The organism is Candidatus Zymogenaceae bacterium, from assembly GCA_016931225.1.
Classification (GTDB): domain Bacteria; phylum Desulfobacterota; class Zymogenia; order Zymogenales; family Zymogenaceae; genus JAFGFE01.
Map to the genome: position 1 here is coordinate 140,758 of JAFGFE010000035.1, position 14,923 is coordinate 155,680.

12 protein-coding genes are annotated in these 14,923 nt (G+C 56.1%); 8 read left to right on the forward strand and 4 right to left on the reverse strand.

Annotated elements, in window-relative coordinates; translation table 11 throughout:
* Nucleotide 1: 1 nt before the first annotated feature.
* The 3 genes from hcp to JW885_13915 all read right to left on the reverse strand — a co-directional run bounded on the left by hcp (nucleotide 2) and on the right by JW885_13915 (nucleotide 2,915).
* The gene (gene hcp / locus JW885_13905; GenBank protein MBN1883257.1) at nucleotides 2-1,627 is read right to left on the reverse strand and encodes a hydroxylamine reductase; all 1,626 of its coding nucleotides are present in this window, start codon (nucleotides 1,625-1,627) and stop codon (nucleotides 2-4) included.
* Nucleotides 1,628-1,703: 76 nt separating this feature from the next.
* The gene (locus JW885_13910; GenBank protein MBN1883258.1) at nucleotides 1,704-2,495 is read right to left on the reverse strand and encodes a 4Fe-4S binding protein; all 792 of its coding nucleotides are present in this window, start codon (nucleotides 2,493-2,495) and stop codon (nucleotides 1,704-1,706) included.
* A 3-nt stretch (nucleotides 2,496-2,498) separates the two neighbouring features.
* Nucleotides 2,499-2,915 (reverse strand): Rrf2 family transcriptional regulator, encoded by a 417-nt coding sequence (locus tag JW885_13915; protein MBN1883259.1) that lies wholly within the window; start codon nucleotides 2,913-2,915, stop codon nucleotides 2,499-2,501.
* Between the two features lie 418 nt (nucleotides 2,916-3,333).
* Here JW885_13915 and JW885_13920 point away from each other — a divergent pair, with 418 nt between their 5' ends.
* Complete coding sequence (locus tag JW885_13920) at nucleotides 3,334-4,455, forward strand: epoxyqueuosine reductase (GenBank protein MBN1883260.1); 1,122 nt, start codon at nucleotides 3,334-3,336, stop codon at nucleotides 4,453-4,455.
* Nucleotides 4,456-4,588: 133 nt separating this feature from the next.
* Complete coding sequence (locus JW885_13925; protein ID MBN1883261.1) at nucleotides 4,589-4,981, forward strand: DUF1330 domain-containing protein; 393 nt, start codon at nucleotides 4,589-4,591, stop codon at nucleotides 4,979-4,981.
* A gap of 60 nt (nucleotides 4,982-5,041) precedes the next feature.
* On the opposite strand, the gene JW885_13930 is transcribed toward JW885_13925, so the two are convergent.
* Complete coding sequence (locus JW885_13930) at nucleotides 5,042-5,947, reverse strand: 4-vinyl reductase (GenBank protein MBN1883262.1); 906 nt, start codon at nucleotides 5,945-5,947, stop codon at nucleotides 5,042-5,044.
* Nucleotides 5,948-6,478: 531 nt separating this feature from the next.
* On the opposite strand from JW885_13930, the gene JW885_13935 reads away from it, so the two are divergent.
* From JW885_13935 to JW885_13960, 6 genes are all read left to right on the forward strand, one after another.
* Nucleotides 6,479-8,053 (forward strand): sigma 54-interacting transcriptional regulator, encoded by a 1,575-nt coding sequence (locus JW885_13935; GenBank protein MBN1883263.1) that lies wholly within the window; start codon nucleotides 6,479-6,481, stop codon nucleotides 8,051-8,053.
* 313 nt (nucleotides 8,054-8,366) lie between these two features.
* On the forward strand, nucleotides 8,367-9,797 hold the full coding sequence (locus JW885_13940; protein MBN1883264.1) for an ammonium transporter: 1,431 nt from the start codon (nucleotides 8,367-8,369) through the stop codon (nucleotides 9,795-9,797).
* An 18-nt stretch (nucleotides 9,798-9,815) separates the two neighbouring features.
* Nucleotides 9,816-10,157: a P-II family nitrogen regulator gene (locus JW885_13945; protein ID MBN1883265.1), complete on the forward strand. Its 342-nt coding sequence runs from the start codon at nucleotides 9,816-9,818 to the stop codon at nucleotides 10,155-10,157.
* 87 nt (nucleotides 10,158-10,244) lie between these two features.
* Nucleotides 10,245-11,516, forward strand: coding sequence for a flotillin family protein (locus JW885_13950; GenBank protein ID MBN1883266.1), 1,272 nt, complete (start codon nucleotides 10,245-10,247; stop codon nucleotides 11,514-11,516).
* Nucleotides 11,517-11,741: 225 nt separating this feature from the next.
* The gene (locus JW885_13955) at nucleotides 11,742-13,073 is read left to right on the forward strand and encodes a glutamine synthetase (GenBank protein ID MBN1883267.1); all 1,332 of its coding nucleotides are present in this window, start codon (nucleotides 11,742-11,744) and stop codon (nucleotides 13,071-13,073) included.
* 16 nt (nucleotides 13,074-13,089) lie between these two features.
* Entirely contained in the window at nucleotides 13,090-14,823 is a 1,734-nt protein-coding gene (locus JW885_13960) for an NAD+ synthase (GenBank protein MBN1883268.1), read from the forward strand.
* Nucleotides 14,824-14,923: the final 100 nt, after the last annotated feature.

Sequence of the window (14,923 nt, forward strand, 5' to 3'; positions counted from 1 at the left end):
TCTAATTCCCCTCCATCATCGCCGCGATATCCCCCTTCACGTCCCCGGTGGGCTTGATGTCGAACTTCTCCACGAGGACCTGCGCCACCCGGGGCGAGAGAAACGCCGGCAGCGTGGGCCCCAGGCGGATGCCCTTCACTCCCAGTGAAAGGAGAGCCAGGAGAACCGCCACGGCCTTCTGCTCGTACCAGGCAATATCAAAGGAGATCGGAAGGTCATTGATATCGTCCACGCCGAGCACCTCCGCCAGCTTCAGGGCCGTCAGCGCCAGGGAGTAGGAGTCGTTGCACTGCCCGGCGTCGATGACCCGGGGAATGCCCCCGATGTCTCCCAGGGGGAGCTTATTGTAGCGGTACTTCGCGCATCCCGCGGTCAGGATGACTGTGTCATTCGGGAGTCGTTCGGCCACGTCTGTGAAATACTCCCGATCCTTGAAGCGCCCGTCGCACCCGGCCATCACCACAAACCGCCTCAGAGCGCCGCTTTTCACCGCGTCGACGATCGTATCCGCCAGGGCCGAAAGCTGATGGTGGGCGAATCCGCCCGTTATCTCGCCGGTCTCCAGCTTTGTGGGGGGGGCGCACGTTTTCGCCTGCTCGATGATGATCGAAAAATCCTTGATGCCTCCGGGCTTTGGATCGGGAATGTGGGTCACCCCCGGGTATCCGGCGCATCCGGTGGTGTATATCCGGTCCCGGTATGCGTCTTTCACCGGGATGATGCAGTTCGTGGTCATCAGGATGGGGCCGTTGAACGACGAGAATTCCTCTCCCTGTTTCCACCAAGAGCCCCCGTAGTTGCCCGCCAGGTGATCGTACTTCTTGAACGCCGGGTAGGAATTGGCCGGCAGCATCTCCGAATGGGTGTAGATATCGACGCCGGTCCCCTTTGTCTGCTCAAGCAGCGTCTCCATGTCTTTCAGGTCGTGGCCGGAAACGAGGATACCGGGATTCTTCCGCACCCCGATATTCACCTTCGTCGGCTCGGGATTCCCGTAGGTCTCCGTATTGGCCCTATCAAGGAGCGCCATCGTATCGACGGCCGTCTTCCCCGCCTCCATCACCAATGCCACGAGCTCATCGGCGCTCACATCCTGCGTCGTCGCCGCAAGGCCCCGGGCAAGGAATCTATAGATGTTCTCTTCCTCGTATCCCAGCACCGCCGCGTGATGGGCATAGGCGGCTATCCCCTTCATACCGTATATCAGGAGTTCCCTCAGGCTCCGGATGTCCCCATTCTCCGTGGCCAGGACCCCCACCGACGGGGCGAGCGCTAGAAAATCCTTCATTGATCGGCCGCTCCAGGTCGCGCTGCTCGGAAGATTCCTTTTCACGGAATCACTCAGTCCCTCGCGGATATGATCCCGCTTTTCGAGGATCCGGGATATCAGATCCACGATCCGGTCGTTGTCGAAATTGGCGTTGGTGATGGTGGTAAAGAGCGCCTCTGCCATCAACCGGCCGACATCACTTTCCACAACCCCTGTCGCGTCCGCCACCCTCCCCAGGCCCTTCAGGGAGAATATCAACATATCCTGGAGGTGTGCGGTCTCCTCCCCCTTGCCGCACACGCCGCGTATGGTACAGCCTGAGTTCCTCGCGGTCTCCTGACACTGAAAACAAAACATGCTCATCTGTTTTCTCCTTCCCGTAATGATTAATGTTCATCGTTCGAGGTGAAGATGTATTCCCCTCGTATCTCTCTTATCGGGCCGCCTCGACCCGTTTCCCGGCGGTGCCCGGGGCCGTCTCCTCTTTCAGGACGGCTCCCCCCCGACCGATCATGACCGCACGAAGCGGGATATCCATACCGGAGCGGGCAATCGCCTCCCGGGCCAGCCTCATGTAGCCGTGACAGCAGGGCACCTCCATGTAGACGACACAGAGCAACGTGGGCGTCGCTTCTTTCAAAATCGCGGAGAGCCGCTCCGTGTCACCCGCCGAATCGTCGAACTTGGGACACCCCATGACCACCGCCCTGCCGTCAAGTACCTTCCGGTGAAGGTCGGGATACGCCGCGGCGGCGCAGTCGGCCAGGAGCACGATCTCTCGACCTTTCAGGAAGGGGGCGGTCGGTGGCGCCAGCTTCAGCTTGACGGGCCAGTGGCCCAGGGTCGAGGGGATGTCCCCTGCGGCGGCCGCTCCCGCGGTCCGAACCGGACGGCCCTCTGAAAGGTCCATGATTGCCGAGCCGGGGCACCCGCAGGCAAGGACGTCCTCATGAGTGTCCTTATGGGGAGTGGGTGCGTCACCATTCGCCTCCAGGTGACGCCGCACCGCCTCCTCGTCAAAGGGATCGGCCTTTCGGCTGACGATGGTGATGGCACCCTCGGGGCAATCCCCCAGGCAGGCGCCCAGTCCGTCACAATAGGTATCGCTGACGAGCCTCGCTTTGCCGTCCACCAGCGTCAGCGCCCCCTCGGCACATGCAATGATACACAGTCCACACCCGGTGCACCGATCTTCATTTATTTCGATGATACTTCTCACGCCCATGCGTCATCCTCCGTATATGCCCGTGAGTTGATCGAGGGTTTTCTCTCCCATGTAGCGGCGGATCTCCTCGCTCTTTTCCCTGAGGAGGGTGCCGAAAATGCAGTCATCACCCCGACACACCGGCACCGTGAACAGACACTTCGCGGGTTCCAGGGCGCCCTCTACCGCCTCGTAGACCATAAGAAGTGTGACCCCTTTCGGGTCCCCGTTCAGAGTGAATCCCCCCCGGGGGCCCCTGGTGGAAATCACCAGGTCCGCCCGGGCAAGTCGCTGGAGTACCTTGGCGAGATGCGCCTCGGAGACCTGGATGACCTCGGCCATCGTTTTAGCGTTCATGCCCTCCGGCCGTTCCCGGGCCAGGAGCACCATCACGTGCAGTGCGATGGAGGCGGCTTCGGATATTTTTATGATATTCGACATGGAAGATATCTCACTCCTTATTTAGGTATTTTGGTATTATAATACCTTAATTACTTTTATTGTCAAGCATTTTTGTCATGTGAGATCCCCTTTTAACACAACCGGTGAACAATTCGGTTTTTGTGGTTCTTCGATACCCGTATATATCGATTGTCCACTATCAGCTGAAACGAAAAAACCTTCTTCCCGTTCTCCGATACAGCCAGACACAGTCTCCAAACATGCCGTTGACGCAAGCCTGACTGTGTATCATCCTTCACGCACAACAAACCTCAGCGTATAGATATTCTTCCCCTATCCGAAGTTCCGTGATACAATTCCGCTTTGACGCGTGATTCATGTCCCCGTGAAGAAAAACGGATTCATAAACATGCATGGATCCACCCCAATTCAGCAAAACCGCAAGGATACCATCACCATGTGTACCAAGCAAGATGTCATTGAAAAAGCGCTCAGCCTCAAATTTGAGGACGTCGGCTTCACCACCGCCCTCCCCTTTGATTTTCAGCGAGACATACTCGAAGAACGCTCCCGGGACTACGCACCACTCCTTGAACTGGGGCTCGATCTTCCCGGCGGCGTGGATCCGAAAAACACCCTTCCGAAGGCCAAGTCCATCATTGTCTTGATGGAAAATTACTTCCGCACATCATTCCCCCGGGCGCTGGAAGGCAAATTCGGCCGGTGTTACCTGGACGATGACCGGATGACCAAAGACGGGCTGAGCCTCAGGATAAAGGAATTCAGAAGTTTTTTGCGAGATCACGGCATCGACTCGAAAGTGCCGTTTAATATCTCCCAGAGATTGAGCGCCGCCCGGGCGGGTCTCGGGAATTTCGGGAAAAACTGCTTCCTCTACGCCCACCGGGCGGCCCGAAAAAGCTCCTGGGTCCTTCCCGTTGCCGTTGTTGTGGACTATGAATTCGAGCCTGACGAACCGACATACGACATCGACTGCCCCGACTGGTGCCGGGACGCCTGCATGGCCGCATGTCCCACCGGGGCAATTATCGCCCCCCTGCGTATGAATCCCCGCCGATGCATCTCGTTCCTCACCTATTACGGTACGGGACTCACCCCACGGGCCCTCCGGGAACCAATGGGCACCTGGGTATATGGCTGCGACGTGTGCCAGAACGCGTGTCCCCGCAATCGTGCCTGGCTGTCCCAGGAACTTCCCACAAACGAAAGAGCGGCGGCCAAGGTGGAGAATTTCACCCTTTCGAAGCTCCTCGGCATGGATCTCTCTTTCTATCAGTCGAAGATATGGCCTCACATGTTCTACCAGTCACCGAAGGAGACCTGGCGGTGGAAGATGAACACCGCCAGGGCCATGGGGAACAGCCTTGACGATCGCTTTGTATCCGACCTTGTCCGGGCACTGACAGAAGAGGAGGACGAGCGGGTTCTGGCCATGTGCGCATGGTCCCTGGGGCGCCTCGGCGGGAAAAAAGCAACAAACGCCCTGGAATCGGCCCGGAAGCGGGCACGGGGCATCATCCTCGAGGAGATTGAGTACGCCCTGGAAGGGTGTCAATGAGTCAGGACGAGAACAATCGAATCGTTTATATATGAGATAAAAGTATGACCGATGAAAGATGAAAAGCCGATTCTAATGTTCAACGCCCTCTGGTTCAAGCCCGATGGGGGGTGGGAAACATATAAAAGTATATATGGAGAAGGTTACGCCGCTCCACGAAAAGCACGGCGGGCGGGTGAAAAGCGGCGGCGTCCCCACAAAATCTGTTATCGAGGAATTCGATGCGGACCTGATCTTCCTGGTGGAGTATCCGAGCCGGCGAGCTTTCATCAAGTTCATCCATGACCCGGAATATGCGGACATCAAGCCCTACCGGGAGGAGGCCATCGTCAGGTCGCTCCTGATCAAGTGCGACAAGCTCTTCCAGGCCGCATTCGTCTTTATACGGTCCCCTTCCAGAAAACCTGCTGGCCGGCTCCCACCCCGGATCAGTCTTGAACACCCGATCGATAATCATCGATCTTTTCGATGTCTTAAAAACCAAACTCATTCCGGGATATTCACCGGCCGGTCAGAATTCCCCTAGAACCCGAAACTCAAGGATATCCACCCTTTTCCCGTTGCGGTGATCGGCGATACCACACCGTTATCCCTCGGGATCAGATAAGGGAATGGCATCAAGCTCTTTCCATTCGCTTTCAAGCTCCTCCCAATCCAAAATGTCTTTCTTGTTTTCCTTGATCTTGTGGGCAAAAGCGCAATATGGGTCGCCCATCGCCCTGCAGCGTACTTCCCGTGTTTCGATGAACTTGCCCGAAAGCTTGTTGATGAGACCGTTGTAGAAACCATCCATGTAGTTCATGAGCCAGGTACAAATGGGCCTTTTGCTGTCTTTCACATCGTTGGACTCGTAGGAATTGGTTATCTTCGCCAAGAACATATGATTACCGTCGGCATTCTCGTGGGTAAAAACGCGAGAATATGACCACCCGGCGTGTCGAAACGTCCCGAGATATACTTTTTCGTCCTGTAAATGTATAAGGTCTTCGAGTTTTGCCAACTGATAATCCTCAATGGCCTGCTGTGCCATACCCGCTCCCGACGTCCGTGTCGCATCTCGAACGATGGCTTTCGTGCCGTTCTCCGTCAGTATCTCATATGATGCCTTTCTAAAATTTCTGATAAAAGAAACCGGCAGGACACGCCATTGTGATGACCCAAAAAATTTCAGATTTCTCGTTTTCCCGTCCCAGGCGACACTGTCCGGTATATAGCTGTTTCCGATATCGATGGGAACAATCAAGTCGTCTAAAAAACCCGCGGTATTCTCTATGCTGGGATTATCCTGTAGTTCTTTGGGCGCTCCGTGCAGTTCAAGAATCTTTCTGAAAATCATAGTAACGGCATCTTCCCCGGCAACTTTTTTCATCTCATCCATAAAGGAGAAGATAAAGTCATACCTTTTGAGGAGCAGACGGTGCTCATCACCGTTCCCGTACAGTGTGATAATACCATCTTTCAGGTCCCATTTGACGGAATTCCCGCTGGTCATTGTGCAACCTCCTTAAATCATTACCAAATCCAAAACATTGCGTAGGCCTGACAGAATCTGAACCGGACTCTCAGTAGTCTTGTTGAGTGCAAAGAAGTAAGAACTGAAGAATTGAATTCCTGTGGTAACCAATTCCATACAGCTCGAACACGGAAGAGACGACAGAATCATGTATCCATTTTTCGGGCGGTCTCCAGTATGGCGTCGAGTTTTTTCCGTTTCATGGTACGTTGTTCAATGCAGCCGTATGAACTACTTTTATTATTTCATTTATAATAAAGCAATTTATCGCTGTCAATGTTTTTTCAATATCGGCTTTTGCTGGAGCCCGCCCTGATGGAGCAGGAATGTATAATACGATTCTGAAAAAATAAAAAACTACAGAAAAATCCCTCACTCGAGACCGATATGTTTCGAAGCATGTTTCTGTTGATATTCGGGATTGCCAGATCCAGAGGAACTTGACAAAAGGAAGTTTATTTCCTACAATATGGTAGGATTTGTAAAATTGTCATTCGAAACGGTATGATCATGAGCCACGCACAGGATGAAACCCCACGCCCCCGGAACCAACAGCGGCAAATGGAAGAACTGAACCTCCTCTATTCCATCAGCCGCACGCTGGACTCCAGCATGGAACTCAAGGAGGTCGTCGGGCCGGTCCTTGAGTTGATCGCCCACCACATGGGAATGCTCCGGGGCACCATTACCCTTCTTGACAAGGACAGCGGCGAGTTGTACATCGATTCGGCCTACGGCCTTTCCGATAGCCAGAAGGAACGGGGCCGTTACAAACTGGGCGAGGGTGTCACCGGTACGGTGGTCCAGACCGGCCGGCCGATGATCGTCCCCCGGATATCCGAAGAGCCCCAGTTTCTGGACCGTACCGGCGCCCGGAAGGACTTCTCGAAAAAGGACATTTCCTTCATCTGTGTCCCTATCAAACTGGAAAACGAGGTGCTGGGGGCGCTGAGCGCAGACCACCTCTTCGACGATGCGGTGTCTTACAACGAAGACGTGCGTCTCCTGTCCATCATCGCCTCCATGATCGCCCAGGCGGTCCACCTCAGGCGCATTGCCCAGAAGGAGCGCGATCTCCTCATGGAGGAGAACCTCCGGCTTCGGGAAGAGCTCCAGGATCGATTCCGACCCCAGAATATCATCGGGAATTCAAAGGCGATGCAGGACGTTTATCGCCTTATCGCCCAGGTGACGAAAAGCAACGCCACCGTTCTGATCCGGGGTGAAAGCGGCACCGGCAAGGAACTGGTGACCCATGCCATCCACTTCAACAGCCAGAGGGCGGATAAACCCTTCATCAAGGTCAATTGCGCGGCGCTCCCCCAGTCGGTTATAGAAAGCGAGCTGTTCGGACACGAGCGGGGGGCCTTTACCGGCGCGGACAAGATGAAAAAGGGCCGCTTCGAGCTGGCGAATCGGGGCACCCTCTTTCTCGATGAAATCGGCGACCTCTCCTCCCAGACCCAAATCGCGCTTCTGAGGGTGCTGCAGGAGCGGGAGTTCGAACGTGTGGGCGGCACCGAAACCATCCGCACCGACGTACGCATCATCACCGCCACCAACAGGAACCTGGAAAAACTCGTCGAAGAGGGGAGGTTTCGAGAAGACCTCTACTTCCGGCTCAATGTCTTTCCCATCCATATCGCGCCCTTGAGGGAGCGAAAGGGAGACCTTCTGCTTCTGGCGGATCATTTCGTGGAAAAATACAATAAAGAGCACGGCAAGAATATACGGCGCATCTCCACGCCGGCCATCGATATGCTCATGTGTTACCACTGGCCGGGAAACGTCCGGGAGCTGGAAAACTGCATCGAGCGGGCGGTGCTGATATCGAACGACGAGGTGATTCACGGCCACCATCTCCCCCCCACCCTCCAGACCGCGGAGTTCAGCGGCACCATCAGCAGCAAAACGCTGCCCGAAGCCGTGGAGGCCCTGGAGCGAAACCTCATCGAGGACGCCCTCAAGTCCTCCCGGGGCAACAAGGCGAAGGCGGCGAAGGCCCTGGGGATAACAGAGCGCCTCATGGGCATCAAGGTCAAGAATTTAGAGATCGATTTTCGTAGATATCGTACCAATCGGTAGCAATATTTTCCTATTCCTACCATTTGGTATTATATTATACCTTCCGAATCGGTTTCCCCACTCCTCTCACACCCCTTCTCAATTATTTTCACATATAATTTCAATACGTTGGCTCCCTTCGAAGGGAGGATGACTGATGTTGGCAAGCTGCTTGCTCTCTGCATACCCTAAGATACACCGCTATGCTCGATAAGGACCGCCACTCCTTATCCATCAGTTGTACACATCCTTAGGTTCGAAAGGAGGCGTTTTGATGAGACGAAAACGTTTGGTATTGACTCTCTTGATCCTGTGGTCGGTGGGGCTTCTGCTTATGCCGGCCCTGGCCCAGGACGAAGCGGCGACACCCCCAGCGGAAGGCACCGAAGAGACGGTCGTCGATGAGGTGGTCGACGAAGAGGCCGTCGTAGAGACGGTCGATGAAGAAACGGTCGCCATCGATGAGACGGCCTCGGAATTCGTCGCCGAGGAGGCGGCCGCCGAGGAAGATCCAGTCTCCATCACCAAGGTGGCCCTGGATACCGTCTGGGTGCTTCTGGCCGGCGTCCTGGTCATGTTCATGCAGGCCGGGTTTGCGATGCTTGAGGCCGGGTTCTGTCGGGCGAAAAACGCCGTCAACCTGCTCATGAAGAATATGCTGGACTTTTGCTTCGCCGCCATCATGTACTGGGCGGTGGGATTCGCCATCATGTTCGGGGCGGGGAACCTGCTCTTCGGCACCAGCGGATTCTTCCTCAGCGACCCGACCGGCATGACGTTCGCGTCCCTGGATTGGACCAGCGTGCCCCTGGAGGCGAAATACTTCTTCCAGCTGGTGTTCTGCGCCACTGCGGCCACCATCGTGGCGGGAGCCGTGGCAGAGCGGGCCAAGTTCACCGCGTACATCGCCTACTCCATCATCATCTCGGCGGTGATTTACCCGATCATCGGTCATTGGATATGGGGCGGCGGCTGGCTCGGAAGCCTGGGCATGCTCGACTTTGCGGGATCCACCGTGGTGCACTCCACCGGCGGCTGGCTGTCCCTGACGGCGGCCATCGTGCTGGGACCCCGGTTGGGCAAATATGACTCCGACGGCAAACCCAAGGCCATTCCGGGTCATAACATTCCCCTGGCGGCCCTGGGCGGGTTTATCCTCTGGTTCGGGTGGTTCGGCTTCAATGCCGGGAGCACCATGGAGGCCCTCGCGGGCGAAATCGCCCACATCGTGACCACCACGAACCTCTCCGCCGGCGCCGGCGGCATCGCGGCCATGTTCGCATCCTGGTGGATGTTTGGTAAGCCCGATGCCTCAATGGCCATCAACGGGGCACTTGCGGGTCTGGTGGCTATCACCGCCCCTTGCGCGTTCGTCTCGGCGGGAAGCGCCGTCTGGATCGGCCTTATCGCGGGCGTCCTGGTCGTCCTGGCCGTCTTGTTTATCGACAAGGTTCTCAAGGTCGATGACCCGGTGGGCGCCATCGCCGTTCACGGCGTCAACGGCGCCTGGGGAACCCTGGCTGTGGGTCTTTTCGCATCCGACGGGGGCCTGTTGTTCGGCGGCGGGTGGAAGCTTTTGGGCGTCCAGGCGCTGGGTGTTGTCTCGGTGTTCGCGTTCGCCATCGCCGCAGGTTTCCTCATGTTTTCCACCATCAACAGCCTTATCGGCATGCGGGTGAGCAAGGAAGAGGAGCTCCGCGGTCTCGACATCGACGAGCACGGCATGGAGGCCTATCACGGTTTTCAGATATTCACAACCGAGTAATGAAGGAGGGACATTGCCATGAAACTGGTAGTCGCCATCATCCAGCCGCACATGCTCCCCGACGTCAAGCAGGCCCTGTTTGATAACGAGATCTATCTCATGACGGTCTCAAACGCTCTGGGAGCGGGTCGGCAGATGGGATACACCGAAACATACCGTGGTATCCCAAAGGAAATAAATCTCCTGAAAAAGGTCAAGATCGAAATAGCCGTCAACGAAGAATACGTGGAGCCGGCCATCGACGCCATCATAAAGGGCGCCCGTACCGGCAACATCGGAGACGGCAAGATATTCATACTTGACCTTCCCCAGGTCATCAGAATTCGCACCGGAGAACGGGGCAGGCAGGCCATCGGCTGAGACATTTACACGAAACGAAAGACGAAACAGGCTGAGACGGATGCCGTTTCGGCTTGATCAGATAATTGAGAAACGGAGGAACACGATATGGAACTGACAGCTGAGACCATCGGCATCATCATTGCCGTAGCGGTCATCGCTCTTCTGCTGTTGATCGCGTTTATCAAGGTCAACCTTGAAATCAGCCATCCAAATGAGCTGTTGATCTTTTCCGGTCGCAGACGGAAGCTCAAGGACGGCACCGTGGTTGGATACCGGGTGCTCAAGGGCGGCAGGGGGCTGAAAATACCCATCATCGAATCGGTCACCCGGATGCCGCTGAACACCATCTCCATCGAGATGAAACTTGACGGCGCATTGACGAACGGTATCATCCCCATCGATATCGAGGCCATGGCCAACGTCAAGGTTGCGGGAAGTGAAGATCAGGGTCTCTATAACGCTCTCGAGCGTTTCCTGGGCAGAAATGTGAGCGAAATATCCGTCGTGGCCCGACACACCATCGAGGGTAGTCTTCGAGGCGTACTGGCCACCCTGACGCCGGAGGAGGCGAATGAAAAGCGGCTCGAGTTCGCATCCAGGGTCTCCGAGCAGGCGTCGACCGACCTCGAGAAACTGGGGCTCGTGCTGGATACGTTCAAGATCAAGAATATATCCGACCCCCAAGGGTATCTCGAGAACATTGGACGGAAGAAAAACGCCGAGGTAAAGCGTGATGCACTGATCGTTGAAGCAAACACCGAAGCGGAATCAAAGGTGGTTGCCGCCGAAGCGAAACGCAAGGGGAGCGTCGCCGAATACGAGGCGCAACTTGCCGTGATCGAGGCGGAAAACTCCTACAAGATCAAGCGCGCGGAGCTGGCGGCGAAGGTGAACGGCGCCGAGGCGAAGGCTACAGTTGCAAGCGACATCGCCCGGGTCACCGAGGAGGAAAAACTGGAGAGCGCCCGCGTCGACATGAACAAGAAGAAATACGAGGCGGAGGTAGTGATCCCCGCCCGGGCCGAACGAGAGGCACAGGAGCTCTTCGCCAAGGGCAAGGCCGCCCGCATCGTGGAAGACGGCAAGGCGATGGCTGAATCCATCAAGGTGCTCAGAGAGCAGTGGGAGAAGGAAGAGACCAAGGAGCTGTACCTGATTCAGCAGCTGCCTTTGATTCTGGATCGAATCACCGGCGTCGTGAAGGACAACCTGCAGATAGACAAGGTGACCATTCTCGACAGCGGGGACGGCAAGGGATTTCCCAGCTATGTGAAGGGTATCGCGGGCTCCACCGTGGCCTTCATGGAAGAGATAAAGAGCGCCACTGGCCTCGATATCGCCGGGATCCTCAAGTCCAAGGATACTTCAGGAAAATAGTTTCACAAAGACTGACATGCGTCATGTTTTTATGACCGGTTTGTTCGAAGTTTCGCGCGCCCCCCGGGACAGGGGGCGCACGGAATTGAGCGGATATTTGTTTTTCAACTGAGCAAAAAGAAAACCGTTGCAGTTACATCGAAAAAGTGCTACAAATTGTCTTTTGCATCACCCCGAAGGACAGGCACATCTCGATGTTTCGCCTATTCACAAAGGAGACATTGAATGCAGATTGCAAGCACGAAACGTGATGTTTTGAAAATCATTAAGGAGCGAAACGTCAGCTTCATCCAATTCTGGTTTACCGACATCCTCGGTTTCCTTAAAAGCTTCGCCGTTACTCCGGGAGAAATGGAAGAAGCGCTGAACGAAGGCATGGGATTTGACGGCTCCTCCATCGAGGGATTCGCAAGAATCGAAGAGAGCGACATGATCGCCAAGCCGGATCCTTCTTCCCTTCAGTTCCTTCCCTGGCGCGACGAGGAACGACCGGTCGTCAGGATGTTCTGCGATATCCTGCAGCCCAGCGGAGAGCCGTATGCCGGAGATCCCCGCAGCGCCTTCAAGCGGATCCTGCAGAAGGCCAAGGATCTGGGCTATTCCTACTACGTCGGCCCGGAACCGGAGTTTTTCTACTTCGCTGACAACAAGAACCCTCAAATCCTCGATACCGGCGGATACTTCGACGCCCCGCCCCTGGACTTGGGCGGGCTGCTCCGAAGGGAGACGATCTTCGCCCTGCAGAAGTTCGGCATCCAGATCGAGTATTCCCATCACGAGGTTGCCGAAAGCCAGCACGAAATAGACCTTCGCTATGACGAAGGCCTGAAGATGGCCGACAAGTTCATGACCGTCAGGACCACCATCAAGGAAATCGCCCGGCTCAACAACGTATACGCCACCTTTATGCCCAAGCCGATCTTCGGCATTAACGGCAGCGGTATGCACACACACCAGTCGCTGTTCAAGGACGGCAGGAATATATTTCACGACGAGAGCGATGCTCTCAACCTCTCGAAAGAGGCTAAGGGATATATCGCCGGCATCCTGACCCACGCTCGGGAAATCACCGCCATCTGCAACCAGTGGATCAATTCCTACAAGCGCCTGGTACCCGGATACGAGGCTCCGGTGTATGTCAGCTGGGCCCGTCGAAACCGCTCAACGATGGTTCGCGTGCCCATGTACAAGCCGGGTAAGGAAAACGCCACTCGGATGGAGTTCCGCTCCCCCGATCCGGCCTGCAATCCCTACCTGGCATTCGCGGTCATGCTCGCCGCCGGTCTCAAGGGCATGGAGAAGGGCTACGATCTCCCCGATCCCATCGAGGAGGATCTTTACGAGTTCAGCCCGGAAAAAAGGAAGGAACGGGGCATTACGGAGCTTCCCGGGAACCTCTACGAAGCCATTGTGGAGCTGGAAAAAAGCGAGCTGGTCAGAGAAGCTCTGGGAGATCACATCTTCAACAAGTTCATCGAGAACAAGAAGATCGAATGGGATCGTTTCCGCATCCACGTCAGCAAGTACGAGATTGACAACTATCTGCCGAAGCTGTAACAAAGGATCGAGATTCATGGGCATCCTTCGTATCGCCCAGGCTCAAATCAACACGACCGTCGGCGACCTTGGCGGCAACACCGCCAAGGTCGCCCAATACATTGAACAGGCCAGGGAAAAGAATGTCGACGTCGTCATGTTCCCCGAGCTTGCCATCTGCGGCTATCCTCCGGAAGACCTGCTTCTGAAAAAGCGATTCGTCGAACACTGCCGGCAGTCCCTGGAGGAGCTTATTCCGAAGACCAGGGGTATCACCGCCGTCGTGGGGCTTCCGGATCAAATAGACGGAGATATATTCAACGCCGCCGCCCTGATGCACGACGGCAAATTGATCGACATCTACCACAAGGTGGAACTCCCCAACTACGGCGTCTTCGACGAAAAACGCTACTTCTCCCGGGGGAAAAAACCGGTCGTCTTCGCCATGGAATCGTTTCGCTTCATGCTGACGATCTGCGAGGACATCTGGATTGAGGGGAGTATTGTTGAGAAACACGCCCGGGAGACGGGCGCCAACGTCTGCCTGTGCATCTCCGCTTCTCCCTTCCACGCAGGGAAGCTCGATCTTCGCCAGAACGAGGTCGCCGCCGGCTTTGCCACAAGGACCGATACACTGCTCTTCTACAATAACCTGGTGGGAGGTCAGGATGAGCTGATCTTCGACGGAAGCAGCATGGTGGTGACGCCCGACGGAAAGCTCCTGGCCCGGGGAAAGCGATTCGCGGAAGAGCTCTTTATCACCGACATCGATGAATCGGACATTTCGAAAAAATCCACTCCCTCATCCACCGCCCCCGACGACCCCGCCCCGGTTTTCACTCCCCTGGGCGGACGAAAGGAGACGCGGACTCCGCACGTCGTCAACGATCCCATGGACAGGATCGAGGAGATATACTGGGCGCTGATACTCGGCACCCATGATTATGTGACAAAGAACGGTTTTTCCCGGGTGGTCATCGGGCTTTCCGGCGGCATCGATTCGGCCCTCACCGCCGCCATCGCCGCCCAGGCCATCGGCACCGAAAACGTCACCGGCATCACCATGCCTTCCCAGTATACCTCCAACGAAACCCGGAGCGACGCGGAGCTCTTGGCCGAAAACCTCGGCATTAATATCTTCACCGTCCCCATCAGGGAGATATACACCACCTACATCTATGAGCTGTCTCCCCACCTGGGGGACGGAGACCTGGGCGTAACCGGAGAAAACCTCCAGGCCCGCATCCGCGGCAATATCCTGATGGCGTTTTCGAACTACCGGGGAAGCCTCGTGCTCACCACCGGGAACAAGAGCGAGACGGCCGTGGGATACTGCACTCTCTATGGAGACATGGCCGGCGGCTTCGCCGTCATCAAGGACGTCCCCAAGACCGTGGTATATGAGGTGAGTGAATTCATCAACGATCGATCGGGCCGTGAGATCATTCCCCAAACCACAATCACCAGGCCACCGTCCGCAGAACTCAGGCCGGACCAGAAGGATGAAGATTCCCTCCCCCCCTACGACGTGCTCGATCCCATACTTCACGCCTATGTGGAGGAGGATATGTGCCCCGAGGAGATCTCGGAACTCGGCTTCGACCTGGACCTGGTATTCGAGGTGGCCAGGATGGTCGATCTCAATGAGTACAAGCGCCGCCAGGCCCCTCCGGGCATAAAAATCACCCCTAAGGCCTTCGGCCGGGATCGACGCCTCCCCATCACGAACCGCTACCTCTTCGGACTTCTGGAGAAGAACAGGAAGAAATAGACACATCCCGCAGGTCCCGTTCATTTCGAAAAGGCACACCCCGGACGCTTCACACGTCACGAATCCACACCGTTTGAAAGCGGTTTCCCCGCTACCTCCC

What these genes read in the sequence shown, in the direction of transcription:
- hcp (MBN1883257.1), bottom strand. Translation starts at nt 1,627, where the DNA reads ATGTTTTGTTTTCAGTGTCAGGAGACCGCGAGGAACTCAGGCTGTACC.
- JW885_13910 (MBN1883258.1), bottom strand. Translation starts at nt 2,495, where the DNA reads ATGGGCGTGAGAAGTATCATCGAAATAAATGAAGATCGGTGCACCGGG.
- JW885_13915 (MBN1883259.1), bottom strand. Translation starts at nt 2,915, where the DNA reads ATGTCGAATATCATAAAAATATCCGAAGCCGCCTCCATCGCACTGCAC.
- JW885_13920 (MBN1883260.1), top strand. Translation starts at nt 3,334, where the DNA reads ATGTGTACCAAGCAAGATGTCATTGAAAAAGCGCTCAGCCTCAAATTT.
- JW885_13925 (MBN1883261.1), top strand. Translation starts at nt 4,589, where the DNA reads ATGGAGAAGGTTACGCCGCTCCACGAAAAGCACGGCGGGCGGGTGAAA.
- JW885_13930 (MBN1883262.1), bottom strand. Translation starts at nt 5,947, where the DNA reads ATGACCAGCGGGAATTCCGTCAAATGGGACCTGAAAGATGGTATTATC.
- JW885_13935 (MBN1883263.1), top strand. Translation starts at nt 6,479, where the DNA reads ATGAGCCACGCACAGGATGAAACCCCACGCCCCCGGAACCAACAGCGG.
- JW885_13940 (MBN1883264.1), top strand. Translation starts at nt 8,367, where the DNA reads ATGCCGGCCCTGGCCCAGGACGAAGCGGCGACACCCCCAGCGGAAGGC.
- JW885_13945 (MBN1883265.1), top strand. Translation starts at nt 9,816, where the DNA reads ATGAAACTGGTAGTCGCCATCATCCAGCCGCACATGCTCCCCGACGTC.
- JW885_13950 (MBN1883266.1), top strand. Translation starts at nt 10,245, where the DNA reads ATGGAACTGACAGCTGAGACCATCGGCATCATCATTGCCGTAGCGGTC.
- JW885_13955 (MBN1883267.1), top strand. Translation starts at nt 11,742, where the DNA reads ATGCAGATTGCAAGCACGAAACGTGATGTTTTGAAAATCATTAAGGAG.
- JW885_13960 (MBN1883268.1), top strand. Translation starts at nt 13,090, where the DNA reads ATGGGCATCCTTCGTATCGCCCAGGCTCAAATCAACACGACCGTCGGC.